Genomic DNA, 25,234 nt, shown 5'->3' on the forward strand with positions numbered 1-25,234 from the left:
CGCTTACTCCGCCACCTGATGCACCACGTCGATCACCGAACCATCGCGGTAGCGCACCACCGCCACCACCTTGTCGGTAAACGCGATCGGCTGCGGTTCGCCGGTCAGCTGCAGCGCGCGGGCGCGCAGCCAGTCGATGCTCACCACCTCGAGCCCGGCCTCCCGCAGGCGCTGCGCCAGCTCCGGCCGCGCCGGGTTGACGGCGATGCCGTGGTCGGTCACCAGAATGTCGATGCTGGAACCCGGCGTGACGCAGGTAGTCACCTGCTCCACCAGCGTCGGGATGCGCCCGCGCACCAACGGCGCAACGATGATCGCCAGCCGCGCGGCGGCGGCGGTGTCGCAGTGGCCGCCGGACGCGCCGCGCAGCACGCCGTCGGAGCCGGTCAGCACGTTAACGTTGAAGCCGGTGTCGATTTCCAGCGCGCTCAGCACCACCACGTCGAGCCGATCGACCGACGCGCCCTTGGAGCTGAAGTTGGCGTACTGGTTGGCGCTGATTTCGATATGGCGCGGGTTGCGCGCCAGCGAGGTCGCCGCCGCCCGATCGAAGCTCTGCACGTCCAGCAGCTTGCCGATCAGCCCTTTCTCGTGCAGATCCACCATGGTCGAGGTGATGCCGCCGAGGGCGAACGCGGCGTGGATGCCGCGGGCGCGCATCTTGTCTTCCAGGAACCGGGTCACCGCCAGCGAGGCGCCGCCGGTGCCGGTTTGCAGCGAGAACCCTTCGGTGAAGTAGCCGGAGCCGGCGATCACCTCGGCGGCGCGGCGGGCGATCAGCAGCTCGCGCGGGTTCGAGGTCATGCGCGTGGCGTCGGCGCCGATCTTGTCGGCATCGCCCACCCGCTCCAGCTGCACGATCAGATCCACCCGATCCTGCGCCAGGCTGGCGGGATGATGCGGATACGGCACCAGCTGCTCGGTCAGCAGCACCACGGTGCCCGCCGCCTCGGCGTCCACCCGCGCATAGCCGAGCGAGCCGCAGCAGGCTTCACCGCTGTAGCCGTTGGCGTTGCCGAACTCATCGCAGGCCGGCACGCCGAGGAAGGCCACGTCTATCTTCAGCTCGCCGGATTCGATCAGGTTGACCCGGCCGCCGTGCGAGTGAATTTGCACCGGCTCCGCCAGCAGGCCGCGCGAAACCGCGTCCGCCAGCGGGCCGCGCAGCCCGGAGGTGTAAATGCGGCTCACCACGCCGTGGCGGATATGCTCAACCAGCGGCGAATGGCAGTCGGTCAGCGAGCTGGAGGCCAGCGTCAGGTTGCGGAACCCCATCGCCGCCAGCGTCTCCATCACCTGATTGAGGGTCAAATCGCCGCCGCGAAACGCATGGTGGAAGGAGATGGTCATGCCGTCCTGCAGCCCGCTGCGGCGCACCGCTTCCTGCAAGGAATCGCACAGCTTGAGATCGCGCGGTTTGCGCGCCTGCAGGTTGGCTTTGGACACGTCCTGATAGCCCGGCAGATCCGCCGGGTTGGCGAAGGTCATCAATCGTTGTTGGCGGTTCATCATGCTTCCTCCCCGTGCTGCGCCGGTTCTTCCCGCAAGCCGGACAGCGCGGCGCGCTCCAGCACCAGCCGGGCGCGTTCAATCACCGGGCTGTCGACCATTTTTCCGTTGAGCGACACCACGCCGCGCCCTTCCCGCTCCGCCGCTTCGGCGGCGTCCACCACCCGCTGCGCGTGCGCCACCTCTTTGGCGGTCGGCGCGTACAGGTTGTGCAGCAGCTCAATCTGGCGCGGGTTAATCAGCGATTTACCGTCGAAGCCGAGCTGTTTGATCAGCGCCGCTTCCTGCAGGAAGCCGGCTTCGTTGTTGGCGTCGGAATAGACGGTGTCGAACGCCTGAATGCCGGCGGCGCGCGCCGCCTGCAGCAGCGAGCAGCGGGCGAACAGCAGCTCGATGCCCTCCGGCGAGCGCTCGGTGCGCAGGTTGCGCACGTAGTCCTCCGCCCCCAGCGCGATGCCGATAAGCCGCGGCGAAGCGTGCGCGATCGCCACCGCGTGGGTGATGCCCTGCGCCGATTCGATCGCCGCCAGCAGCCCGGTGCTGCCGACCGGCCGCCCGCAGGCTGCTTCGATGGCGGCAATCTCGCGCTCCATGTCGACAACGTCCTGCGCGCTGTCGGTCTTCGGCAGGCGCACAATGTCCGCGCCGCCGCGCACCACGGCCTGCAAGTCCGCCAGGCCGTAGGCGGAGTCGAGCGCATTGACGCGCACGATGGTTTCCACCTCCTGGTACAGCGGGTGCTGCAGCGCGTGGTACACCAGCCGGCGCGCCGCGTCTTTTTCACGCAGGATCACCGAGTCTTCCAGATCGAACATCAGGGCGTCGGCCTGGTAGATAAAGGCGTTGCTGACCATCGCCGCGTTGGCGCCGGGAACGAACAGCATGCTGCGGCGCAGCCGGGTTTTATTCAGCGTTTTCATCTTTCGCCTCCCACGGCAGTTGGCCGCCCTCGCAGGCGCGCATCAGCGCGGTTTCCAGCCGGGCGCGCAGCACGCAGTCCAGCGCCCCCTTGTCGTCGACGATCACCTGCACCGGCTCCACCTCATAGCGCTGCAGCACCTCCAGCAGGGTGCGACGGATCGCCGCGCCGAACTGTTTTTCCACGCTGCTGGCGATCAACAGATCGTGCTGCGGCCCCTCGGCGGGCGCGATGCGCACCATGACATCGCTGGATTCCAGCGTGCCGGCCATTGCTTCTCGGATAATTTTCATCATTCACCTGATTGTGCGGACTCAAAAGGATGCGGGGCCGCCTTGGCCCGGCGCTGCGTTTGCAGATCCTGCAGGTAGTACAGGGTGTCCGGCGGTACCAGCGGCGCGGCGGCGTGGAAGTCCCCCGCCGCCAGCAGCTTGCGCACCCAGGAGGCGGAGATCGCCGTGCCCTGATATTGCAAACGCTCGATTTCCACCAGCGCGATCGGCGGGCTGGGCAGCGCCGGCGTTTCCAGCCAGTAACGCATGTCGCGGTTGTATTTCGCGGTCACCGCGCAGAACGGCTCGTTGCCGACAAAGCGGTGGGTAATGCCCAGCGCGGGCGCCAGATACTGGCGGAAGATCTTCAGATCGATTTCGGTGTAACAGTCGTCGGCCACGCCCTGATCCTTGATGAAGTAACAGGGGAAGGTGGCGCGCGAGATCACGTACTGCGAGCCTTCGTGTACCGTGAGGTTGGGGATATCGGCGGTGCCGGCCAGCACCAGCCGGCGCCGGTCTTCATAGCTGAAGCGCGAGGTGTTTTCCTTTACCAGAAACAGGTGCAGCCAGTCGCAGCGCTTGGCCGCCTGACGCACCAGATACTGGTGCCCGCGGGTAAAGGGGTTGGCGTTCATCACGATGCTGCCGATGGTATCGCCCGGCCGGCGCTGGCTCGCCAGTTGGGCGGCGTAGCGCTTCAGGCGACACGGGCTGTTTTCCATCAGCACCACGATGCCCGGCACGGTGGCGATCGGGTAGAAACCGCACTGGCGGAACAGCGGCTCGTTCTGCACCTTGGTGTAGATAAACAGCTGAGTGTGATGGCGCTCGTAGGCCAGGTTCACCAGCTCGGTCGCCAGCGCCAGCGCCAACCCTTCGCCGCGCATCAGCGGACTGATGGCGACGCATTTGATAATATTGTCGGCGATACCGCCGCAGGCGACCAATTTGTCGTGCTGGGTAACGGTAATAAATATTTCAACCGTGGTGTCGATATTCAGATCGTTACTGCGCAAGAAGGCGCTTATTTCCGAAATCGCTTTATGATCCGATCGCTTTACCCGATTAAATACGGCATCGCCTAACATAACACGCTCTCTGGGTTAACTGACAAACAACAAGTTAAATACAAAAAGGCATTTTAATTAACATCAACAAGGATAATTAAAACCTTAAAAACCATGGAGATAAACGCCGCTTCGCGTTCGATAAAGCAATGGTAAACAGAAAAAAAACGCCGATTATTGACCTATTTCACAAACCGTTCCCGGTTAATAAGTTATTTAATGTTCTTTATTTGCTTAATTAATCTTATGGTGTTTATTATTGAGATAATCTTTATTTGGCGCCGCAGTTTACTTACATTCATTTAGCATCTTGATTGCAATAGTAGGTTTCATTATGGAATGGCTGAACATCCTGATCGTTGAAGACGAAACGCCGCTGGCGGAAATGCACGCGGAGTTTATCCGCCAGAACGGCGGCTGCCGCCAGATTTGGCTGGCCGGCACCCTGGCGCAGGCGCGCGCCATGACCGAGCGCTTCAAGCCGGACCTGATTCTGCTGGACAACTTTCTGCCGGACGGCCAGGGCATCACCCTGCTGCGCGAACTGACGCTGAGCGGGTATCGCGGCGGCATCGTGTTCATCACCGCCGCCAGCGACATGGCCACCGTGGCCGAGGCGTTGCGTTACGGCGTGTTCGACTACCTGATCAAACCGCTGGCCTATGACCGGCTGAGCCAGACCCTGCAGCGCTTCAGCCAACGCCGCGAAGCGCTGAAGGACAAAGCGCGCCTCAACCAGCGCCGCATCGACGAGATGTTCAACACCTACGCCCGCGGCGAACAGCAGGCGACGCTGCCCGCCGGCATCGACGAGCTGACGCTGGGCAAGATCCGCGCGCTGTTCGCCGAACCCGCCGCGCGCCACACCGCTGAAAGCGTTGCGCAAAAAATGGGGCTCAGCCGCACCACCGCGCGCCGTTATCTGGAGTTTTGTACCGCCGCACAGCAGCTGCGCGCCGAGATCATTTACGGCAAGGTCGGCCGCCCACAGCGGATCTACCGCGCCGGCGAACCGCATTAACGGTTATTTGATCGCCCTTGCAAGGTTGCATGTAACCGCTTTACTTTTTATGCGCCGGTCAGCATCTTGGTGAGCATCACCTAGCCGACAGGACGATCGCCGATGCCCGCTGCGCCCCTTGCTTCCCTGACCGAAATCCTCGCCCGCCGTGACTGGCAAAACCCGGCCTGCCCCCACTACCGCCGGCTGGACGCTCACCCGCCGTTCGCCAGCTGGCGCACGGTGGAAGACGCGCGCGACGATGCCCCCAGCGCCAGCCGCCGGTCGCTGAACGGCGAGTGGCGCTTCAGCTATTTCCCGCGCCCAGAGGCGGCACCGGAAGGCTGGCTGCAGCAGGATCTGCCGGACGCCGCCCCGCTGGCAGTGCCGGGCAACTGGCAGCTCGCCGGCTACGATGCGCCGATCTACACCAACGTGCGCTACCCGTTCCCGGTCGATCCGCCGCGCGTGCCGGAAGACAACCCGACCGGCTGCTACTCGCGCACCTTCAGCGTCGATCCGGCCTGGCTGGCCGCCGGCCAGACGCGCGTTATCTTCGACGGCGTCAACTCGGCGTTCTATTTATGGTGCAACGGCCACTGGGTCGGCTATTCGCAGGACAGCCGCCTGCCGGCGGAGTTCGATCTCAGCCCGTGGCTGCGGCCGGGTGAAAACCGGCTGGCGGTGATGGTGCTGCGCTGGTGCGACGGCAGCTATCTGGAAGATCAGGACATGTGGCGCATGAGCGGCATCTTCCGCGACGTCAGCCTGCTGCACAAACCCGCCGCGCACCTGAGCGATGTGCGCATCACCACGCCGCTGCATGACAGCTTTACCCGCGGCGAACTGGTGGTGACGGCGCGCGCCAACCGGCCCGGCCCGCTGCAGGTGCAGGTTCAGCTGTGGCGCGACGGCACGCGGGTGGCCGAACGCACCCAGCCGCTCGGCAGCGAGATCGTGGACGAGCGCGGCGTCTATGACGATCGCACCACGCTGCGCCTGCCGGTGGAACGCCCGGCGCTGTGGAGCGCCGAAACGCCCGCGCTGTATCGCGCCACCGTCGCCCTGCTCTCGCCCGAGGGGGAGATTATCGAGGTGGAGGCCTATGACGTCGGCTTCCGTCAGGTAGAAATCAGCGGCGGGTTGCTGAAGCTCAACGGACAGCCGCTGCTGATCCGCGGCGTTAACCGCCACGAGCATCATCCGCGCCACGGCCAGGTGATGGACGAGGCGACGATGCGCCACGACATCCTGCTGATGAAGCAGCACAACTTCAACGCGGTGCGCTGCTCGCATTACCCCAATCACCCGCTGTGGTACCGGCTGTGCGACCGTTACGGGCTGTACGTGGTGGACGAAGCCAATATCGAGACCCACGGCATGCAGCCGATGAACCGGTTGGCTGACGATCCGCTGTGGCTGCCGGCGATGAGCGAGCGCGTCACCCGCATGGTGCAACGCGATCGCAACCACCCTTGCATCATTATCTGGTCGCTGGGCAACGAGTCCGGCCACGGCGTAAACCACGACGCGCTGTACCGCTGGGTGAAAAGCCAGGATCCGACCCGCCCGGTGCAATATGAAGGCGGCGGCGCCGACACCGCCGCTACCGACATCATCTGCCCGATGTATGCGCGAGTGGATCAGGATCAGCCGTTCCCGGCGGTGCCCAAATGGGCGATCGGCAAGTGGATCGGCCTGCCGGAGGAACAGCGGCCGCTGATCCTGTGCGAATACGCCCATGCGATGGGCAACAGCTTCGGCGGCTTTGAGCGCTACTGGCGCGCGTTCCACCATTACCCGCGCCTGCAGGGCGGCTTTGTCTGGGACTGGGTCGATCAGGCGCTGATCAAACGCGACGAGCACGGCCAAGAGTTCTGGGCCTACGGCGGCGACTTCGGCGACACCCCCAACGATCGCCAGTTCTGCCTGAACGGGCTGGTGTTCGCGGATCGTACCCCACACCCGGCACTGTTCGAAGCGCAGCGGGCCCAGCAGCTGTTCCGCTTCGCCTTCGACGCCGCCTCGCTGACGCTGACCGTCACCAGCGATTACCTGTTCCGCCACACCGACAACGAACAGCTCAACTGGCGGCTGGAGTTGGACGGCGTGGAGCGCGCCAGCGGCAGCTTCGATCTGGCGCTGCCGCCGCAGGGCAGCACTCGCTTCACCCTGCTCGACCGGCTGCCGATGCTGCATCAGCCCGGCGAGCTGTGGCTGAACGTGGAGGTGGTGCAGCCGCAGGCCACCGACTGGTCCGAAGCGCACCACCGCTGCGCCTGGGATCAGTGGCGGGTGCCGCGCGCGCTGCATCCCGCCCCGCCGCCGGCGCAGGGCCTGCCGCCCACACTGACTGAAGACGAGCAGGGGCTGACGCTCACCCACGGCGACCAGCGCTGGCGCTTCGAGCGCAGCAGCGGCCACCTGACGCAGTGGTGGCAGAATGAACAGCCGCAGCTGCTGACGCCGCTGCGCGACGGCTTTGCGCGCGCGCCGATCGATAACGACATCGGCGTCAGCGAGGCGGATCATATCGATCCCAACGCCTGGGTCGAACGCTGGAAGCTGGCGGGCCTGTACCGGCTGGAGGAGCGCTGCACGCGGCTGCAGGCGGATATGCTGCAAAACGGCGTGCAGGTGGTGAGCGAACACCAGTTCGGCGTGGACGGGGAGATTTTGCTGATCAGCCGCAAACAGTGGCTGTTCGACGCGCTGGGCGCGGTGAGCGTGAACGTGGAGGTCGAGGTGGCCGACGCCCTGCCGCCGCCGGCGCGCATCGGCCTGCACTGCCAACTGGCGACGGTGCAGCCGCAGGCGGAATGGCTGGGCCTGGGCCCGCACGAGAACTACCCGGATCGCTGCCTAGCCGCGCAGCACGGGCGCTGGCGCCTGCCGCTGGCGGATCTGCACACGCCGTATATTTTCCCCGGCGAGAACGGCCTGCGCTGCGACACCCGCAGCCTGCGCTACGGCGGCTGGCGCATCGACGGCCGCTTCCACTTCTCGCTCAGCCGCTACGGCCTGCAACAGCTGATGGCCTGCAGCCACCAGCATCTGCTGCAGCCGGAAGCAGGCACCTGGCTGCATCTGGACGGCTTCCATATGGGGGTGGGCGGCGACGATTCCTGGAGCCCGAGCGTGCACCGGGATTACCTGCTCACCGCCGGCGTTTACCGCTATCAGCTGCGCCTGCAGCGGGCGCCCGAGGGCTAAATCTGCCAAAAAACTCAACGGGTTGCGCATTCTGTAAGCAAACAGTCACAGAATGTGTAATCCGCCTTTGACATGCCGACGGCGCCTCGCTATTATTCGCCCCGTTCACACGATTCCTCTGTAGTTCAGTCGGTAGAACGGCGGACTGTTAATCCGTATGTCACTGGTTCGAGTCCAGTCAGAGGAGCCATATTTAGAGAAGCCCGCTCAGGGAAACCTGAGCGGGCTTTTTGCTGTTGGGCGGATCATAATCGGTGATCCCCTACACTCTCTCTACCCGACACCGTTCAGCCATCCGTTGAACGGGTGAGTTTCTCCCATTGTTCAATTTCCTTACCTAGCGCCTCGAGCTTTTGCCGCACCAAACTTAATGCGTCACTGCCTAACAACAGATGCGTTGGCGGCTTCCCGCTCTCGATCAATGCCAGCATGGCGTGAGCCGCCTTAACCGGATCGCCGAGTTGCTTGCCGCTTTTTTCCTGGCGCGCCTGACGAACAGGTTCAAATAGCGCGTCATAGTCAGGGACACGGCGAGGGCTGCGTACCATTGAACGCCCGGCCCAGTCCGTTCGAAACGAACCGGGCGCCACGGAGGTCACGTGTAGGTTGAACGGGGCAAGCTCTTTACTTAACGTTTCTGATATCCCTTCCAGGGCGAATTTGCTGCCGCAGTAATAGCTGATACCGGGCAAGGTAATGAAACTGCCCATTGAGGTGATATTGATAATGTGGCCGCGACGGCGCTGGCGCATGCCCGGCAGCACGGCTTTGATCATCGCCACCGCGCCAAACACATTGACGTCAAACTGGCGGCGCAGCTCTGCAAGCGGGGATTCTTCCAGAATGCCTTCATGGCCGTAACCGGCATTGTTCACCAGCACATCTATCGGACCGACGGCGGACTCTATCTCTCCAACCACCTCATCAATACGTTCATCGTCCGTGACATCAAGCAGATAGCCAAAAGCCCGCTGCGTATCGAGCGCGGCGAAAGCCTGCAGTGCTTCGCTGTTGCGCACCGTCCCTACAACCCGATGCCCTACGGCGAGGGCTTCCCGCGCCAGCGCCTGACCAAAGCCACTGCTGACACCGGTAATTAAAATCGTTTTTGAAGATGCCATAAAAAGAACTCCCATGAACCATGAAGGTTGCATGGTATTCTCTGTTCTGCCGCATTTTTAGGCCGTATCTTCTCTTTTTCTTGCCTGATTTTATGAGGTGGTGGGATGTCCGACATGATTGCCCTGATGAATAGACTTGCGGTGCAAGAGGGATACAACCTCACTGCCCTACCTGATGTGCGAATTTTGCGTTCCGATCGCCCGCTTGCCAGAACGCCGGTGCTTTACGATCCGGGGATCGTGATCGTCTGCCAGGGCAGCAAACGCGGCTATTTCGGTCAACAGACCTATTTATATGATGAGCAGCACTACCTGGCGGTTTCGGTGCCGGTGCCGTTTGTGATGGAAACCGACGCGTCGGCAGCACATCCGCTGCTGGCGATTTATATGCATCTGGATTTTCAGCTTGCCGCTGAACTGATGTTGCAGATTGAACAGCATGGCGCCCCGCATCCTCCCGTCGCGCCGCAAAGCATGATGTCGAGCCCCATGGACAGCACGGTAAAAATGGCCGTACTTCGCTTACTTGAAGTCCTGGCTAACCCGCTTGAGGCGGCGATCCTCGGCCCGGCGCGGGTGCGTGAGCTTTATTTTCGCGTGCTGACAGGCGCACAGGGCAACGCAATGCGTGCCGCGCTGGCCTTGCAGGGCCAATTTGGCAAAATCGGTAAAGCGTTGCAGCACATCCACGCCGCTTACGCGGAGCCGTTAACGCTGACGCAGCTGGCAATGATGGCCGGCATGAGCGTGCCGACCTTTCATAGCCATTTCAAAGCGATAACGCAGATGCCGCCAATGCAGTATGTGAAATCGGTACGCCTGCACCAGGCACGGATGCTGATGGTGCGCCAACAAATCACCGCCGCCGCCGCGAGTTACGCCGTTGGCTATGAAAGCCCATCGCAATTTAACCGCGAATTCAAACGTCTGTTTGGCCTGCCACCGGCAGAGGAGATAAAACGCATGCAGCGTCACTTCGCCATTCCGCCCGCGCAGCCTGCCTCGGTATTTGTTTCATCGCACTGAGGCTTATTTGGTATGGCGAACGCGACCTTGAGGTATAGAGTACTAACGTTTTTGGTGACCGATACCAGCAGCTAAACTATCAAGCAACGCGCGCCCTTTTGCAGTTCACCAGCCGCAAGGAAGTGGAAGAATTGCATACCCTTTGCCGGGGACGGTTGCGTCTTTATCAAAGTACGCGCCGCCGATACCGAATCGCTGGAGAATTTCCTGATGGAGATCCAGAGCTTTGAGGGCGTACGCTCTGTGCGCAGCGACATCTCGCTTTCCACGTTTCTGGCGCGCGGGCCTTCGCCGGATTAAGGCGCACTGCTCTTCTGGCGTGAGGTGAAAAACGTCAACACTCCGGCGCAAAGCAGCAGCATGCTACTGATGGCAAAGGCGCTCTGCCAGCCGAGATGGTCAAACACCATGCCTCCTGTCGTTGAACCAAGCGCAATCGAGAGCTGAATCACCGCAACCATCAGTCCGCCTCCGGCTTCCGCATTGTCGGGAAGCGTGCGGGCAATCCATGTCCACCATCCCGTTGGGGCGGCGGTGGCCAGCATGCCCCAGAGACCTAACAGCAGCGAGACAGCCCAAACGTGATGCCCAGTAAGAATCAGGGCGACGGCAATGACGGCCATCAGCCCAGGGATAACCATCAACGTTAGGTAGAATTTCCTGTTGAGGCATGCCGAGACAACCAGCGTGCCAATAAAACCGGCCACGCCGATAATCAGTAAAATCAACGACAAGCCAGAGGAATCAACACGCGTCACCGTCTCCAGGAATGGGCGCACATAGGTAAATAGCGCAAACTGCCCCATAAAGAACAGGCCACAGGCCAGCATGCCAAGAGAGACAACAGGACGAGCGAACAGGCGGAGTACGGTTCCACGTGATGCAGGAGCTTTATTGCCGTTCATACCAGGCAAACTAACGCACTGCCAGATAAAGGCCACCACCGCGATAGGAACCAGGCACAAGAAAGCGCCTCGCCATCCGACAGTGGTGCCAAGGTAGCTCCCCAGCGGGGCTGCCACTACCGTCGCCAGCGCATTGCCGGCGTTGAAAATAGCCAGGGCACGCGCGACTTGATGTTGTGGCACCAGACGAATCGCCGTTGCCGCAGACATCGACCAGAATCCCCCGATCGCAATACCTATCATCGCGCGACCGGCCATATACACCAGATAACTGGAGGCCAGTGCGATAACGAGCCCCGACACGGCCATCAGAAACGTCATCCCCAGTAACAGGGACTTGCGATCCCTGTTTCCAGCCAGCGCCGAAAGCGTCAGGCTGGTCAGGACGGCCAGCGCGCCGGAGATGGCAATCCCCTGTCCTGCCAGTCCCTCCGTCACGCCTAAATCACGGGCAATCGGCGTAAGCAGGCTGACGGGCATAAATTCCGATGCAATCAGCACAAAGACGCACAGGGTCATGGCAAAAATGCCGCTCCAGTGAGCGTGCTGATTATTCGGTGATGGTGTTTGGCTAAGTATAGACATAGTCAGATTTCACAAAAGTCAGAATAAAGCCACCGCGTAGACAGGTGGCTTTTAATGTTGTCAGTAGAGGGTTTATTTCAGATTGGCTTTGAAAAATTGTTCGAACTTAGCGAAAGGTATTTTTCCGGCAACGTTATCGTACAAGTCCACATGATTTGCACCGGGGACAATCACCAGCTCTTTGTCTTTACTGCCGACCGCCTTATAAGCATCTTCGGCAAAATAGCGTGAATGCGCTTTCTCGCCGGTCACGATAAGCGTCGGGATGATGATTTCACTGGCGTAGCTCAGCAGCGGCATATTCATAAACGACAGCGGCATCGTTGCCGTCCACGCTCCCGTAGAGTTAACGGAACGCGCGTGGAAACCGCGCGGCATGCGGTAGTAATCAAAGAACTCCTTCAGCACCGGATGCGGATCGGCCGGCAGGGTTTCTGGCAGAATGCGCTGACCCGCGCTGACCTTGCCATTTCTGTCGACGTTAATATCATGAGCGCCGTGAGCGAACGTTCCACTTTCCGCATCCTTCCAGCGCTGTTCATTCAGATACTGCAGAACGGCACGACGGTCAGCGGTGGAGTAACGGTCTTTGCCATCTCCCACGCCATGGCCCATCGCCCGACTCATATCGTACATTACGCTTGTTGCCACTGCTTTAACGCGGGTATCCATCGCGGCGTCGTTTAACGCCATGCCACCCCAGCCGCAAATGCCGAGCAGCCCGATACGGTTGCGGTCCACCTCTTTTTGCAGCCCTAAGAAATCCACCGCCGCGCTGAAATCTTCCGTATTGATATCCGGTGAGGCGACGTTTCGCGGATAGCCGCCGCTTTCCCCCGTGTAAGAGGGATCAAACGCCAGGGTAATAAACCCTTGTTCCGCCAGCGTCTGCGCATACAGTCCGCTGGATTGCTCTTTCACCGCGCCAAAAGGCCCACTGACCGCAATCGCCGCCAGCTTGCGATCGCCGCGATCTTTGGGCAGGTAAAGATCGCCCACTAAGGTGATGCCATATCGATTCTGGAACGAGACTTTACGATGATCGACTTTCTGGCTCTCGGCGAACGTTTTATCCCATTTATCTGTCATGGATACAGGGGCGTTCGGATTGGTTGAATCAGCATAACTCATTGTCGTGACTCCACTTAATGATGCGAATAACAGCATGGCCGGCATCGCGGTTTTTAGCGTTCGGGTGAAGGTTTTCATAAAAATCCCCATGAAAAACAAGAGAGATACAGGTTTCCTACGGACAACGCTGCGGTGCTTTGTTTTGATGGGGTCATTATAGTGAGCAGAATTAGTGCTGATTAGAGGGGTATTACTGCTAAGATTGATACCATATTGTTATAAATTAATGCTGAGTTTGCTGTCGTTCAGGAGGGATTATTCAATGGCGAAAAGGGAGAACTACAACGAGTTGTACCTATTTATGCAGGTGGTACGGGAAGGCAGTTTTACCGCGGCGGCTCAACGGCTGGGGCTTGCTCAATCAGGGGTCAGCCGTTCCGTTCGTGAGCTTGAGGAAAGGCTGGGTGTCCAGCTACTGGTGCGCACCACGCGTAAACTGTCGCTGACGCAAGCGGGCGAGCAGCTCTACCAGAAGACGGCATCTGGATTTGATACGCTAGATCTAGGGCTTGCCGCGCTGGCACATTATCGCGAGACCCCTTCCGGCACGGTTCGTATCAATGCCAGCCAGCACGCGATTGATAAATGCCTGCTGCCAAAGCTTGCGATATTTAAACAGCGCTATCCTGATATCAGGCTGGAACTCATAAACGAGAGCAGGTTCGTCGATATTATCGAAGAAAGATTCGATGCGGGCGTTCGCCTGGGGCCCGAAGTAAGCACTGGCATGGTTGCTGTACGCATTACGCCCGATATGGAGATGGCCATTGTGGGTACCCCTGAGCATTTTCGTCGCTACGGTTTTCCGCAAACCCCGGCGGATTTAACAACGCATCCCTGTATCGCCTATCAGTTTGCCGACGGCAGCGTGTACCAGTGGGAACTCAATCAGGATGATAAAAAAATCACTCATCGGCCTGAAGGACAATGGGCCTTATCTGACAGTTATATGGAAGCAGAAGCCGCCCGGCTGGGCTTGGGGCTGGCCTATGTTCCTGTCGAACTGGTCACAGATGATCTGGAACGCGGGGCGCTTATCAGAGTTTTACAGCGTTACAGCCTGCGAATGGAGGGGTTGTTTCTCTATTACCCTCATCGCAATGTATCCCCCGCTCTGCGAATGGTCATTGAAACATTGAAAATCTGAGCGTTTAGCGATGACCGAGCCTTCACTGTGCAGAATGGTGTTAGGTCGTATTTTTGCACTTTCAATCCTAAGGGCTGCTATACGAAGAGCGGACGTCCCATCCAGCGAAAGAACGTAAAAAAACCGCCTCGCGGCGGTTTAGTTATCCAGTTAGGAAGTTGCGCTTGCAAGCCGTGCTGCAAATCCAATGAAGAACATACCTACCAGCGCGTTTCCGGTGGCAGATAACCTACGGTTGCCTTTCAGACGACTGAGCAGATAAGAGCCGCAGAAAACGAGGAAGCCGAAATAAACGAGAGTAATCGCGAACATCACTGCAGCAAGAATGATAAACGCCATCCAGGAGTGCTCAGCCTGAACATTGATGAACTGGGCGAAGAAAGAGATATAGAACAGCAGCGTCTTTGGATTCAATAGCGTAACCAGCATTCCGCGCCCGATGATCCCCTTAGCATCAGCTGAAGATTTCTTTTCCTCACTCGTTTCGACCGCTGGCTTAAAGATAGCGCGTATCGTCTGGACTCCGAGATAGAACAGATAAGCAGCACCTGCGTATTTGATGGCGTTAAACAAGGCTGGTGTTGAGCTGATAACTGCCGCCAGCCCGCACCAGGCCAAAAGAACCAGGATAACGTCGCTCAGGAGGATGGAAAATATTGCAGCAAAGCCTCGCTTGATGCCGCTGGTAATGCTCGTTTTAATCACGAACAGGGTTTCAGGGCCTGGCACAAGGACTATCAGCGTCGCACCAAGCAGGTACGTCCAGAAATTCACGACACCAAAATCAGCAAACATTTTCACTCCAGTTCTCTCGTTTTCAACGAGGCCATTCTAACTAAAGTTACGTTAATGGAAACACATCGCCACGGCTTTCAATTCACAATCAATGTCTGCTCCTGGTACAAAGCCGGCCGTCAGATTGCTAACCCTACCAATCCCCACAAACACCAAAAGGCCCGCCCCCAGGCAGGCCTTTATCCCTCCGCAATGTCTCAGGCCCCATCCTGCTCCGCAACCCGCGCCATCAATGCCCCCAGCAACGCCAGGTCGACCAGCAACGCCAGCGCGAAACAGCTCCCTCTCACGCCCGGTGCGGCATAGGTTTGCACCAGCGAAGCGGCAATCACTACGGCCACGATAGTCACCACCGTCGTCAGCCTGCACGCCACGGCGAACGCCGCTTTCTCCCCCACTGCCGTGCGGTAGGCGACGCCCTGCCCCAGACCGCCGAGGACGATGCCCGCCAGCAGGGCCGGCCAATCATGGCCGCCGAACAGCATCAGCAGCGTCAATAGCCACCCCACCGCTGCCAGTAAAAAGCCGTAGCGGAGAATCGCCAGCGCAGGCCGGTTCCGCAGCGGCCGTAGACGGGCCAGTGCGGCGCCGCCGAGAAACGCCAGCGCCAATGCCGTTAGCAGCATCAGGGTCGCGCCGATGCCCAGCAGATTTTCGGTCTTCAGCAGCAAGGCGCCTGCCGCGGCCGGCACGCTGAGCGCCAGGGCGCTCGCCGCCGCTCCCGTGTGTGCCATGGCGCCCAGGGCACCGTTGTTGATATAAAGGCTCATCGTTCACTCCCGACATGATGGAAATGATGAAATAAATTCATTTCCCTGTTCACATGTCAGTAGCCTATCTCTTGTATAATCGCTCAGACAAACTCATAGTTTTCAGCCTTGGATGAGAATAATTCAGCCATGAGAAAAACCCGTTTGCCGCCGCTGGGCGCGCTGCGCGCCTTCCACGCCGTGGCCGGCTGCCGCAGCTTTAAACATGCCGCCGAAGCGCTGGGCGTGAGCGCGACGGCGGTCAGCCACCAGATCAAGCTGCTGGAGTCGGTGCTGGAATGCCGGGTGTGCGAGCGCAGCGCGCAGGGCGTCAGCCTGACCGAGACCGGCGAGATCCTGTATGCCGGCACCCAGCGCGCCTTCGCCGCGCTGGAGCAGTCCGTCGCCCAAATCACCCGCGCCCAGCAGCCGCCGGCGCTGACCGTCACCACCACCTCCAATTTTCTCACCCACTGGCTGGTGCCGCGCCTGGCCGATTTCAAGGCGGAGTTTCCCGCCATCGATCTGCGCCTGCACACCAGCGTCGAGCGGGTCGATCTCAGCCAGCGCACCGTGGACGTCGCCATTCGCTACCGCGAAACGCCGGAAAGCGATCTGCACTGCACCTTGCTGCATGAGGATCGTTTTATCGTGGTGGCCAGCCCGGCGCTGGCGCTGGAGCGCATCGAGGATTTGCAGCGGGTAACGCTGTTTCACGTGGAACATCGGCAGGTGCCCGCCGACGCGCCGACCTGGGAAAACTGGCGGCGGCGCTACGGGCCGGAAGGGTTGAATGTGGAAGCCGGGCTGACCTTCAGCGACGAAACCCATGCGCTGCAGGCGGCGGTGGCCGGCCAGGGGGTGGTGATCGCCAGCCGGCTGCTGGCACGCGATTTGTTGCAGCGCGGCGTGTTGGCCGCGCCGTTCGAGATGGCGTTACCCGGCGCCAACTACTATCTGATGGCCACCGAAGAAACTGCGCAGCGCCCCGATATCATTGCGCTACGCGAGTGGTTGCTGCGGCAAATGGCGGCGGGCTAACGGCTCTCGGGGGCGATCTCCCCCAGGCGGATCGCCACGCTGATCGCCTGCGCGGTGGTGGCGGCGCCAAGGCGTTGGCGAATGCGGCGCAGGTGGTTTTCCACCGTGCGTTCAGACAGGCCGAGCATCGCGGCGATATCCGCCTGCCGCCGGCCGATGGCGGTCCAGCTCAGCACCTCGCGCTCGCGCGCCGACAGCCGGCTCCCCCCCTCACCGGCTGCCGGTTCGAACAGCCGCCGCGCCGCCAGAAAGGCCGCCGAACCCACGAGCGACAGCGCCAGCCGCACCGGCGGCGAGGTGTCGATGCGCTCGCCCCCCAGGCTGACGGCCCCCTCCAGGCCGGCGGGGCCGAACACCGGGATCTGCACGCCGTGCAGACCGGCGCCGCGCGGCGTGCGCACAACCCGGTAGCGCTCGCCCTGCTGCGCCCGGGTTTTGGTCCAGAAGAACGGCTCGCTGGCCCGCAGCATGTGCCGGGTCACCGGGCAGTGCCGCACGTAGGTCAGCGCATCGACCGCCTCGCCGTCGCCGAACCAGTCGCCTTCGACCCAATAGATATGCTCGATCCCCGCTTCCGCCGTGGCGGAAGCGGAAAACAGCACAAAGCGATCGAAGCCGAACGGCGCGGCAAAGGCGCGAACCCGCCCCTGAATGGCGGACAGGGTTCGCTCGTGGTCCATCGCCAGCGCCGTCTGGAAAGCGTGCTGCGCGATCTCGTCGCTCATCGCGTGGCGACGTCGGCCAGCAGCGTCTCTGCCGCCAGTTTGCCGAGGTTGTTGGAAGCCAACGGGCTGTCGCCGGTCAGCAGGCGCCGATCTTTATGCACCTTGCCGGTGATGTCGGCGTTGACGATCTTCACGCCCCGCTCGCGCAGGCGTTCGCCCACCAGCCAGGGCATCGGACCGGGAATATAGCCGATGTCGATGTTGGCGCCGGTATCGAGCGAGTCCGGGAACACGCACATCTCATAGCCACGATAGAGGAAATCCTCTTTGTTCTCGCCGATGCCCGCCGCCAGCAAACCGGCCGGCCCGTGGCACAGCGAAATCACGTAGCGATCGTTGTCATGCGCCCAGTGTAGGGTCTTTTTCACCTCTTCGCTGAATGGGATATCATTGAGCACGCCGTGGCCACCGGGGATGAAAACGCCGAGGTAGTTGCCGCCATCCAGATCCTTCACCACTTCCGTCAACTTTTTCGGCTGCTTGAGCTGGCTGCGGTACTTCTCGTAGGTGGCCTTGACTGCTTCATCTTCATGCGGGAACGCCCACATCTCCAGCTTCACCGGATCGCCGGACGGCGTGGCGATGTCGATCTCGAAACCGGCCAGATCCAGGTGATACATCGGCAACAGCATCTCGACCGGGTGGTTGCCGGTCGAGAAGAACTTGCCGTTTTGCATCAGCAGGTAGCGCTCCTGCGAGGCGATCATCAGCACCTTCCACTTGCCGCCGCGATAGGCGTTCGGGTAGCTGGCGCCCGTAAAGTCGGTTTTGGATGAGGTGTACTGGCTGAGGGAGTAAGGCGATGGGAAGAACGCGTTGTCTTCCGCCACATCCGGGGTGGGATTACGATCGTTGGACACTGAATCAGTCATGATTATCTCCATATTCACCGTTACATTGCCCTTTCAGCTTAAATAACCGCCGGCGGGGCCGCAATGAGGGATATCCCTCAATCACCCTCGCGACGTCGGCACTCAAGCATGATGCCGTAGCGCGACAATAAACGTTTCTTCGCTGACGCCGGCATATTCATACCGGCACTTTCTCACCGGCACCTGGAAATAACGCTCCAGGATGTCCTCTTGCAGCAGTGCATTTTTATCGCCAAACATGCACTGCCGCTGGTTCATCAGCAGGCACTTGTCAGAGATGCGATCGGCGTAGTGCAGAAAATGCGTATTCAGCACGATCGTCATCTGCCGCTCTTTCGCGAGGCACCAAAGCATCTCGATCATTTTAGCCTGATTGTAAAAATCCAGATTCGATTCCGGTTCGTCGAGGATCATGACGTCGGGATCCGCCGCCAGGGCCTTGGCGAAATAACACATCTGCAGTTCTCCACCGCTGATCTGGTTGATATTTTTCTGCGCCAGCGGCGCGATCTCCAGCGCATGCAACACCGCCTGCGCCCTGGCGACATCTTGCCGCCGCGGCCTGGCGAACCATCCCGCCTGGCGAGCACAGCCGAAAGTGACAAAATCGAGTACCCCATAAGCGAAATGCGGCGTTTTTGCCTGCGGCACATAGGCCAACCGGGCGGGCCGATTGTCGACCAGGCCGATCTTGCACCCGCCAGACAGGGGCCGGCACAGGCCCGCGATGTGTCTCAGCAACGTGGTTTTACCGGCGCCGTTCGGCCCGAGCACGCTAAGGATCTCGCCCCGCGCCAGATGAAAACTGACGTTGTCGAGAAGGGGTTCTCGCCCCTTGAAACCCAGGGTCAGCTGGTTAACTGTGATCATGTTTGCTGCTCATAATAAAAAGGAGAGCGAAAAGCGGCGCGCCGATCAGCGCGGTCAGGATGCCGATCGGGATTTCAGCATAGGTGGCACCTCTGGCGATATTGTCGATCGCCAGCAAAAACAGCGCCCCGCTCAGCGCCGAAGCCGGGATCAGGCGGCCGTGGTTATATCCCAGCACGCTTCTCACCAAATGCGGGATCACCAAGCCGACCCACCCCACCACGCCGGCCAAGCTCACCGAGGCGGAAACCAGCAGGGAGGCGGCGATCAGCAGCAGGATCTTCAGCCGGGGTGGATTCAGGCCGGCGATGCGCGCCTCGTCGTCCCCCAGCGAAAGAATGTTCATGTTCCACCTGAGCCGGTAGATAGTCAGGTAACACGCCGCAAACAGCGGGATCAGCCAATAAACCTGCGCTTTCGCTACCGAAGCGAAGCTGCCCATCAGCCAGAAGACGATCGCCGGCAAGGTATCCTGCGGATCGGCGACATATTTTATGACCGAGACAAACGCGATAAACAGCGACGCGATAATCATGCCGGACAAAATCGTGGTGAGCGCATCCTGCCGGCGTTTGAGGCGGCAAATGCCCAGCACCAGCAACAAACTCACCACGCCGAAAAGAAACGACAGCAGGGAACTCAGGGCAAAGGGCAAACTCAAGAGAATGCCCAGCGCCGCGCCAAAGGCGGAGGCGGAAGAGGTGCCCAGCACGTCCGGGCTGGCCAACGCGTTTTTCAGCACCGCCTGAAAGGTCGCGCCGGCGACCGCCAACCCGCCGCCCACCAGCATCACCGCCACCACCCGCGGCGCGCGCAGGTTAAAAATCACCGAATAGCGGGCCTGGTTTTCCCCCGGCATGTTCCCCCGCCATAAAATCTGCACCACATCGTGGGCCGACAAGGCATAGCGGCCGGCAAACAGTGATGCGAAGGCGACCACACAGAGCGAAATAAACAATCCCGCCATGATCGCCACATATTTTCCTCTGCCCGGCATCCCCAAGCTCCTCCAACGAACTCACGCTATTCAACCGTGGCACTAGCGTTGCGCCAGCACCTCATCCAGCAACCGGTCCGGGATCGCATAAGAGAACATCGTCTGATAATAGCGACGCGTCTCCTCCCGCAGCGTTTTGTCGCTAATGTCTTCAGGGGCATACCGGTTGATCATAAACAGCGGCAGCAGTGACGTTTCCGCCGACAGGCCCCCCCAGTTGTGAATGCCCACCGGCGTCGAGAAAACCTTGCCGTTTTTCACCGCCCTGAGCGTCTCCCACGCCTGGCCGGGGATCCCCCCGTGCAGCAGCGCTTTGGCGCTGCCGAACACCACGAAAATCACATCCGGGTCCCAGGCCATGATTTGCTCCATCGAAACGTTGATGTACCTGCCGGCATCCCCTTTTACCGGCAAATCCCCGGCGACGTTGTCCATGCCGGCCATTTTCAGATAGGTGTCGCCGTAGGTGTGTGGGCCGCTCACCTTCAGCTGCCTGCCGTCGCTTTCTTCCAGATATAACGCCCTGACGTGCTGCGCGCGGATGGCGGCGGCATAGGGGCGGATCTGTTTCAGGGTCTTTTCCCAGGCGTCTTTGAATTTATGCGTACGCGGCAGGCCGAGGGTGTCGGCGAAGGTATTTTCCCAATACACCTGGGTAACCATCGGCTGGTATTTGGTCTTCCCGCCGGCGTCCAGATCGACCGTCATCACGCCCGCCCTTTCCAGCCGATCGTCCTGGCTTTTGCCGTAGTAATAAATGATGTCGGGCCGCAGATTCATTAACGACTCCATGTTGACCCGATAGTCCTTATTGATGAAATCGGACGTGATCCTGCCGATATCCGGCTTCATGTCCTTCAACACATGCCTATCGGCATGCATGAACGCCCAGGGCCCCACGCCGACGACATGCCGATAGGCCGCCTCGTTCGCCAGGATCACGCCGAAGGGGCAGTTGCCGGTGATGACGATCCGCGGGTAGCTGCCGGGCAGCGTTTGCGTCGCCGCGCTTTGCAACGGCTCGGCCGCCGCCGGCAGGCTGGCGCCGGCGCAAGGCACCGTCGGCAAGGCAAATAGGGCCAGCAGCGCGGTGGCGATAAATTTCACTGTTACGCACATGGTGCCTCCTGCGCGCACGCTCGGCGGCGCGCGTCGATGGGCTGTATTAGGCCGACGCGGCGATGCCTGCTGCCATAATGGTTATCCCGGCCACAAAGACGATTGCCGTGGTGGCTACCGCGCCGCCGCCAACCAACGCGGCGGTTTTTCCCGTGGAAAGGTCTTTTCGTTGCAGGAAAGAAAGCTCTGCCAGGGGAATGATTTTTCCACTGTCGGCGACGATGTCTTTAGGTTCAACCTTCGCCACCGTCAGCTCGCCGCCGCTGCCGTCCTTCAGGCCATATTTCAACTGGTCGCCGACATAGACCGGCGGCTGCAGCAGGTAATACGGGCTATTGAGCCCCGCCTCTTTTTGTTGCAATGCCACGTCGTGGTAGGTCGTACAGCCGGCAAGGGAAAACGCCGCCATCCCGATAACCAACGGCACTAATGGGATAAATCGCATGGGAAACCTCGTGCTTCTATTTGCTGGTTTTTAACGTAACGGCGGACTTGAAGCGCATATAGCTCACGACCAGAGAAAGGAACGAGAATGCCGCCCCCGCCATTAAACTGATATTCGTCGCTTGCGCGCCGCGCATATTGAAGAAAATCGCCACTAACGCCGAACCGACGATTTGCCCGATCAATCGGGAGCTGCCCAACAGGCCGCTGGCGATGCTGCTGTTTTCATGGGACACAGAGGTCATGATCAGCAGGTTGTTCGGTGATTGAAACAGGCCGAAACCGATGCCGCACAGCGCCACGCGCCATACGATCGCCCCATTCGACGGATCGCTGGGCAAATTGGCCATCAGCAGCATGCCTGCCAGCAGACAGGCGAGGCCCGAGAGGGCAACAAGATTGGGATCGTATTTCTTGGCCAAATCACCGGAAATCAGCGAAGACGCCATGGTGGCCAGCGGCCAGGCGGTCAGCAGCAGACCGATGTCCACCACGTTTCTTTGCAGGACATTGTGGAAATAGAAAGGCAGCGATACAAAAGCCAAAAGCTGGGTGCTGTAAGACAGCATCGACATCAGCAAAGACAATGACAGCGTCGGGTTATGCAGCATCGCGACCGGGATCAGCGCGGCGTTGGCCTTTCTTTTCTGATTGATGTACAGCCACCCGGCCAGCCCGGCGAATACCGCAAAGCTGAGCGCCGCCGCCGGCAGATGGTGGGTGGTCATACTCATCGTGCTGAGCGAGAAAGCGATGAACAGCACAAACACCAACAGAGCCCCGCCGCTGTCGAATCCACCGCTGCGCCGCTCGCGGGGGGCCAGGAAGATCAGGCTCAGCAGCAGCGACAGGCAGGCGATGGGAACATTGATGGTAAACAGCCAGTTCCAGCTCGTCTGAGAAAGTATCGCCGAGGCGATGGACGGCCCGGCGGCGGCGGAAACCGACACCACCATCACATTAATCCCCAGACCGCGCCCCAGCAGCCTTTCCGGGTATATCTCCTTGATCAGCGCCGCATTGACGCTGAGTACCGCCGCCGCACCGAAGCCCTGTATCACCCTGAATGCCGTCAGCATCGACAGCGTCGTGGACAGCGCGCAGCCCAAGGATGAAAAAGCGAACAGCACCACCCCGGCTATAAAGATCTTTTTATTGCCCACCGCGCGGCCCAGCGCCGCGAAGGGCATCAAAGAGGCGACAACGGCAAACTGGTAGGCATTAATAATCATGATGGAGGCCGATTCGGAAACGCCGAAATCTTTGGCGATAACCGGCAATGCCACGTTGGCGATGGTACTGTCGAGCATGGCGATGACCGTGCTTAACGAGACCGCGAGAACGGCGAATATATTTAGTGTCTCTTTTTCCTGGTGTTTAAAAGTCATGTTAACGCTCCAAAAACGTGAGTAGCTTCATGCCGGCGGCAAAGACCCCGTTTTTTATCCGTTTTAATGTTTATGTTATAACATATCAATTAAAGAGGAGAATAAATCTCATTTGAAATATTAGATTAAATAGTTTGTCAAAATAAGAATTAACAAATGCAAAACAAATTTATATCAATATAAACATTCAATAAACAAAATAAATGCAGTATAAAAAACCAGTGAATTTAAGGAATGACATTAAAAGTAACAGCCGCTAACAGACAACCCCGCCGGCGCGTGAAATTGTTATGTTATAACAAAAACACCCTTTCCTTTTATGCTGGTTAACCTTATGGCTAAGACGGACCTTTTGAACACCCGGTTATCTCGCCGCAGAATGATGTTGGCAGGGTTGGCGGCCCTGGCGCTGAACGGCGCCGTTTCCCCGCTGGCTCACGCCCACGGCTTGCCACGCCCCAAAAAACAGGCGGGCCCTCAGGGGGCGCGAAAACGATTCCTGGTCATGTTGGATCCCGGTCATGGCGGCATCGACTCCGGCGCCATTGGCCACACCGGTTCGCTGGAAAAACATGTCGTTCTGGAGATCGCCAGAAATGTGCGTGCACAGCTTGATCGACACGGCATCGATGCCCGCCTGACGCGCGACAGCGACGTTTTTATTCCGCTGTACGATCGGGTGGAGATCGCGCACCGGCATGGCGCCGATCTTTTCATGTCCATCCACGCCGACGGCTTTACCTGCCCCAGTGCCTGCGGCGCGTCGGTTTTTGCGCTTTCCAATAAAGGCGCCAGCAGCGCGATGGCGAAATACTTATCGAACAGTGAAAACGCGGCGGACGATCTCGCCGGCCCCAACGTCATCAAGAAAGACCGCTATTTGCAGAAGATACTGTTTGATTTGGAGCAGACGGAAACGATCAAAGAGAGCCTGGCGCTGGGCTCGCACCTGATTCAGCATATTGCGCCCATCCATCACTTGCATGCCAAAAATACCGAACAGGCGGCCTTCGTGGTCTTAAAGTCCCCGTATATTCCTTCCGTCTTGGTGGAAACCTCTTTCATCACCAACCCTGAGGAAGAAAGGCTGCTCGGCACCCCCGCCTTCCAAAATAAAATTGCCACGGCGATCGCTCAGGGGATCGTCAGTTACTTTAAACGCGAAACGCACGCTTAAGCTTCGCCGGGGCGGCAAGCACACGGGCTTGCCGCGCACAGGGACGGTGCCATCATGATAAAACGCAATCCTCGTTATTTTTCGGCGGGCATGCTGTTCCCCCTGCTGGCCCTGTTGCCGCGCGGCGCCTTCGCCGTGTCGTTGACGGGATCGCAGCAAAACAGCCTGAATTTCTACGGCACGATTATCGCCAGACGCTACAGCGGCCAAAACGAACGCGACGACGGCGACCGCAGCTACCTCTATTTCGGCCTGATAGGCAAAAAAAAGATCGCGCCGCGCTGGCAGGCCTACGCCCACTGGGAATATACCGTCAGCTTCGCCGACGCGACTCGCAACAGCACCCGGCTCGCCTATATCGGCGTGCAAAACGCCACCCTGGGCAGCCTCGATATCGGCCGCAACTGGGGCGTGCTTTATGATGTGACCGCCCTGACCGATCGCTCCCCGCTGTTTAGGGAAATGGCGTACAACTACATCGATAACTTTATGCGCGGCCGGGCGCATAACCTGCTCACCTACCGCCAAACTTTCAGCCTGTTTCAGCGGCGCGCCGCCCTCGCGTTGCAATATCAGTTCAAAGACGGCGACGATCGGCAAGCGCCGGGCAAACAAAACGGCAACGGCTTCGGCGCCTCGTTCCGTTATGCGCTGACGCCGACGCTCAGCCTCATCGCCGCCGCCTCGGCGTCTCAAACCACGCAGCGGCAGCAACACGCCGCCGGCTATCGCCGACACATCGATACGCTGGCCGAAGGGGTTCTCTATACGTCGAAAAAAATCTATCTTGCGGCCGTGTTCACCCAAAGCGACAACGCCATCAGCCCGCAACAAACCGCTAACCGCGGCTCGGCGTCAAGTTATGAAGCGCTCGTCAAATACCGGCTGACGGACCATATTCAGCCCAACATCGGCTATACCCGCTTGATACAGGCCCGGGCAGGCTGCAACACCGACTTATTGAACTACGAGGAGCTGGGGGTGACCTGGTTGCTTAATAGCAACATGCAGGTATTTATTAACTATGAATTCAATAACCTTTCTCAGCACGCAGCCGGCGTCGATGCGTCGGACAAGCTTGATATGGGCATCAGCTATCACTGGTGATCCGCTCTCCCGTAGCCAATAAAAAGCCCCGCCCGGTGAGGGGCGAGGCTCG

General features: G+C 59.8%; 24 protein-coding genes and 1 tRNA gene. 9 read left to right on the top strand and 16 right to left on the bottom strand.

Annotated elements, in window-relative coordinates; genetic code table 11:
* Positions 1-3: 3 nt before the first annotated feature.
* Genes citF through citC form a run of 4 tightly spaced genes read right to left on the bottom strand, consistent with a single transcriptional unit; the run spans position 4 to position 3,791 of the window.
* Positions 4-1,509 carry a citrate lyase subunit alpha gene (citF, locus tag ACSJLU_RS16125; protein WP_342096469.1) on the bottom strand — a complete coding sequence of 502 codons (1,506 nt, stop codon included), beginning with the start codon at positions 1,507-1,509 and terminating at the stop codon, positions 4-6.
* Complete coding sequence (gene citE / locus ACSJLU_RS16130; RefSeq protein WP_033651847.1) at positions 1,509-2,429, bottom strand: citrate (pro-3S)-lyase subunit beta; 921 nt, start codon at positions 2,427-2,429, stop codon at positions 1,509-1,511. Before citE ends, citF begins: the two co-directional genes overlap by 1 nt.
* Positions 2,413-2,721, bottom strand: coding sequence for a citrate lyase acyl carrier protein (citD, locus tag ACSJLU_RS16135; RefSeq protein WP_004940811.1), 309 nt, complete (start codon positions 2,719-2,721; stop codon positions 2,413-2,415). Before citD ends, citE begins: the two co-directional genes overlap by 17 nt.
* Positions 2,721-3,791, bottom strand: a complete 1,071-nt coding sequence (citC, locus tag ACSJLU_RS16140) for a [citrate (pro-3S)-lyase] ligase (protein WP_004940809.1) — start codon at positions 3,789-3,791, stop codon at positions 2,721-2,723. The genes citD and citC overlap by 1 nt, the downstream gene beginning before the upstream one ends.
* A 313-nt stretch (positions 3,792-4,104) precedes the next feature.
* Between citC and dpiA the strand changes: the two genes are divergently transcribed.
* From dpiA to ACSJLU_RS16155, 3 genes are all read left to right on the top strand, one after another.
* Complete coding sequence (gene dpiA, locus ACSJLU_RS16145; protein ID WP_089196040.1) at positions 4,105-4,791, top strand: two-component response regulator DpiA; 687 nt, start codon at positions 4,105-4,107, stop codon at positions 4,789-4,791.
* A 102-nt stretch (positions 4,792-4,893) separates the two neighbouring features.
* Positions 4,894-7,983, top strand: coding sequence for a beta-galactosidase (locus ACSJLU_RS16150; protein WP_380824666.1), 3,090 nt, complete (start codon positions 4,894-4,896; stop codon positions 7,981-7,983).
* A 114-nt stretch (positions 7,984-8,097) separates the two neighbouring features.
* Positions 8,098-8,173, top strand: a tRNA-Asn gene (locus ACSJLU_RS16155).
* 97 nt (positions 8,174-8,270) lie between these two features.
* Here the strand turns inward: ACSJLU_RS16155 and ACSJLU_RS16160 are convergent.
* Entirely contained in the window at positions 8,271-9,104 is an 834-nt protein-coding gene (locus tag ACSJLU_RS16160) for an oxidoreductase (protein WP_380825245.1), read from the bottom strand.
* 105 nt (positions 9,105-9,209) lie between these two features.
* On the opposite strand from ACSJLU_RS16160, the gene ACSJLU_RS16165 reads away from it, so the two are divergent.
* Both ACSJLU_RS16165 and ACSJLU_RS16170 read left to right on the top strand, forming a co-directional pair.
* The gene (locus tag ACSJLU_RS16165) at positions 9,210-10,130 is read left to right on the top strand and encodes an AraC family transcriptional regulator (protein WP_043143139.1); all 921 of its coding nucleotides are present in this window, start codon (positions 9,210-9,212) and stop codon (positions 10,128-10,130) included.
* Positions 10,131-10,265: 135 nt separating this feature from the next.
* Positions 10,266-10,430: an Lrp/AsnC ligand binding domain-containing protein gene (locus ACSJLU_RS16170; RefSeq protein WP_227257835.1), complete on the top strand. Its 165-nt coding sequence runs from the start codon at positions 10,266-10,268 to the stop codon at positions 10,428-10,430.
* On the opposite strand, the gene ACSJLU_RS16175 is transcribed toward ACSJLU_RS16170, so the two are convergent.
* Both ACSJLU_RS16175 and ACSJLU_RS16180 read right to left on the bottom strand, forming a co-directional pair.
* Complete coding sequence (locus tag ACSJLU_RS16175; RefSeq protein WP_049295958.1) at positions 10,427-11,554, bottom strand: MFS transporter; 1,128 nt, start codon at positions 11,552-11,554, stop codon at positions 10,427-10,429. The genes ACSJLU_RS16170 and ACSJLU_RS16175 overlap by 4 nt on opposite strands.
* A gap of 138 nt (positions 11,555-11,692) precedes the next feature.
* Complete coding sequence (locus ACSJLU_RS16180; protein ID WP_127146113.1) at positions 11,693-12,751, bottom strand: alpha/beta hydrolase; 1,059 nt, start codon at positions 12,749-12,751, stop codon at positions 11,693-11,695.
* 262 nt (positions 12,752-13,013) lie between these two features.
* Here ACSJLU_RS16180 and ACSJLU_RS16185 point away from each other — a divergent pair, with 262 nt between their 5' ends.
* Entirely contained in the window at positions 13,014-13,898 is an 885-nt protein-coding gene (locus ACSJLU_RS16185; protein ID WP_016927075.1) for a LysR family transcriptional regulator, read from the top strand.
* Positions 13,899-14,048: 150 nt separating this feature from the next.
* On the opposite strand, the gene leuE is transcribed toward ACSJLU_RS16185, so the two are convergent.
* Both leuE and ACSJLU_RS16195 read right to left on the bottom strand, forming a co-directional pair.
* Positions 14,049-14,693, bottom strand: coding sequence for a leucine efflux protein LeuE (leuE, locus tag ACSJLU_RS16190; RefSeq protein ID WP_016927074.1), 645 nt, complete (start codon positions 14,691-14,693; stop codon positions 14,049-14,051).
* 197 nt (positions 14,694-14,890) lie between these two features.
* Positions 14,891-15,463, bottom strand: a complete 573-nt coding sequence (locus ACSJLU_RS16195) for a hypothetical protein (protein WP_197826455.1) — start codon at positions 15,461-15,463, stop codon at positions 14,891-14,893.
* 129 nt (positions 15,464-15,592) lie between these two features.
* On the opposite strand from ACSJLU_RS16195, the gene ACSJLU_RS16200 reads away from it, so the two are divergent.
* A complete protein-coding gene (locus tag ACSJLU_RS16200; protein WP_060433546.1) occupies positions 15,593-16,483 on the top strand; it encodes a LysR substrate-binding domain-containing protein in 891 nt (296 codons plus the stop codon).
* Here ACSJLU_RS16200 and ACSJLU_RS16205 read toward each other — a convergent pair.
* From ACSJLU_RS16205 to ACSJLU_RS16235, 7 genes are all read right to left on the bottom strand, one after another.
* Positions 16,480-17,208, bottom strand: coding sequence for a PA1136 family autoinducer-binding transcriptional regulator (locus tag ACSJLU_RS16205; protein ID WP_164067445.1), 729 nt, complete (start codon positions 17,206-17,208; stop codon positions 16,480-16,482). The genes ACSJLU_RS16200 and ACSJLU_RS16205 overlap by 4 nt on opposite strands.
* Positions 17,205-18,080, bottom strand: coding sequence for a glyoxalase III HchA (gene hchA, locus ACSJLU_RS16210; RefSeq protein WP_016927070.1), 876 nt, complete (start codon positions 18,078-18,080; stop codon positions 17,205-17,207). The genes ACSJLU_RS16205 and hchA overlap by 4 nt, the downstream gene beginning before the upstream one ends.
* A gap of 102 nt (positions 18,081-18,182) precedes the next feature.
* Complete coding sequence (locus tag ACSJLU_RS16215) at positions 18,183-18,950, bottom strand: ABC transporter ATP-binding protein (protein ID WP_380824658.1); 768 nt, start codon at positions 18,948-18,950, stop codon at positions 18,183-18,185.
* Positions 18,937-19,947 (bottom strand): FecCD family ABC transporter permease, encoded by a 1,011-nt coding sequence (locus ACSJLU_RS16220; RefSeq protein ID WP_230490732.1) that lies wholly within the window; start codon positions 19,945-19,947, stop codon positions 18,937-18,939. Before ACSJLU_RS16220 ends, ACSJLU_RS16215 begins: the two co-directional genes overlap by 14 nt.
* 42 nt (positions 19,948-19,989) lie before the next feature.
* The gene (locus ACSJLU_RS16225) at positions 19,990-21,066 is read right to left on the bottom strand and encodes an ABC transporter substrate-binding protein (protein WP_025303468.1); all 1,077 of its coding nucleotides are present in this window, start codon (positions 21,064-21,066) and stop codon (positions 19,990-19,992) included.
* 46 nt (positions 21,067-21,112) lie between these two features.
* On the bottom strand, positions 21,113-21,511 hold the full coding sequence (locus ACSJLU_RS16230; RefSeq protein ID WP_025303469.1) for a hypothetical protein: 399 nt from the start codon (positions 21,509-21,511) through the stop codon (positions 21,113-21,115).
* A gap of 16 nt (positions 21,512-21,527) precedes the next feature.
* Positions 21,528-22,898, bottom strand: coding sequence for an MFS transporter (locus ACSJLU_RS16235; protein ID WP_025303470.1), 1,371 nt, complete (start codon positions 22,896-22,898; stop codon positions 21,528-21,530).
* A 334-nt stretch (positions 22,899-23,232) separates the two neighbouring features.
* On the opposite strand from ACSJLU_RS16235, the gene amiA reads away from it, so the two are divergent.
* A complete protein-coding gene (amiA, locus tag ACSJLU_RS16240) occupies positions 23,233-24,075 on the top strand; it encodes an N-acetylmuramoyl-L-alanine amidase AmiA (protein ID WP_167324434.1) in 843 nt (280 codons plus the stop codon).
* A 54-nt stretch (positions 24,076-24,129) separates the two neighbouring features.
* The gene (locus ACSJLU_RS16245) at positions 24,130-25,182 is read left to right on the top strand and encodes a porin (RefSeq protein WP_151429218.1); all 1,053 of its coding nucleotides are present in this window, start codon (positions 24,130-24,132) and stop codon (positions 25,180-25,182) included.
* Positions 25,183-25,234 lie beyond the last annotated feature (52 nt).

The organism is Serratia bockelmannii, assembly GCF_051803255.1.
GTDB lineage: Bacteria > Pseudomonadota > Gammaproteobacteria > Enterobacterales > Enterobacteriaceae > Serratia > Serratia bockelmannii.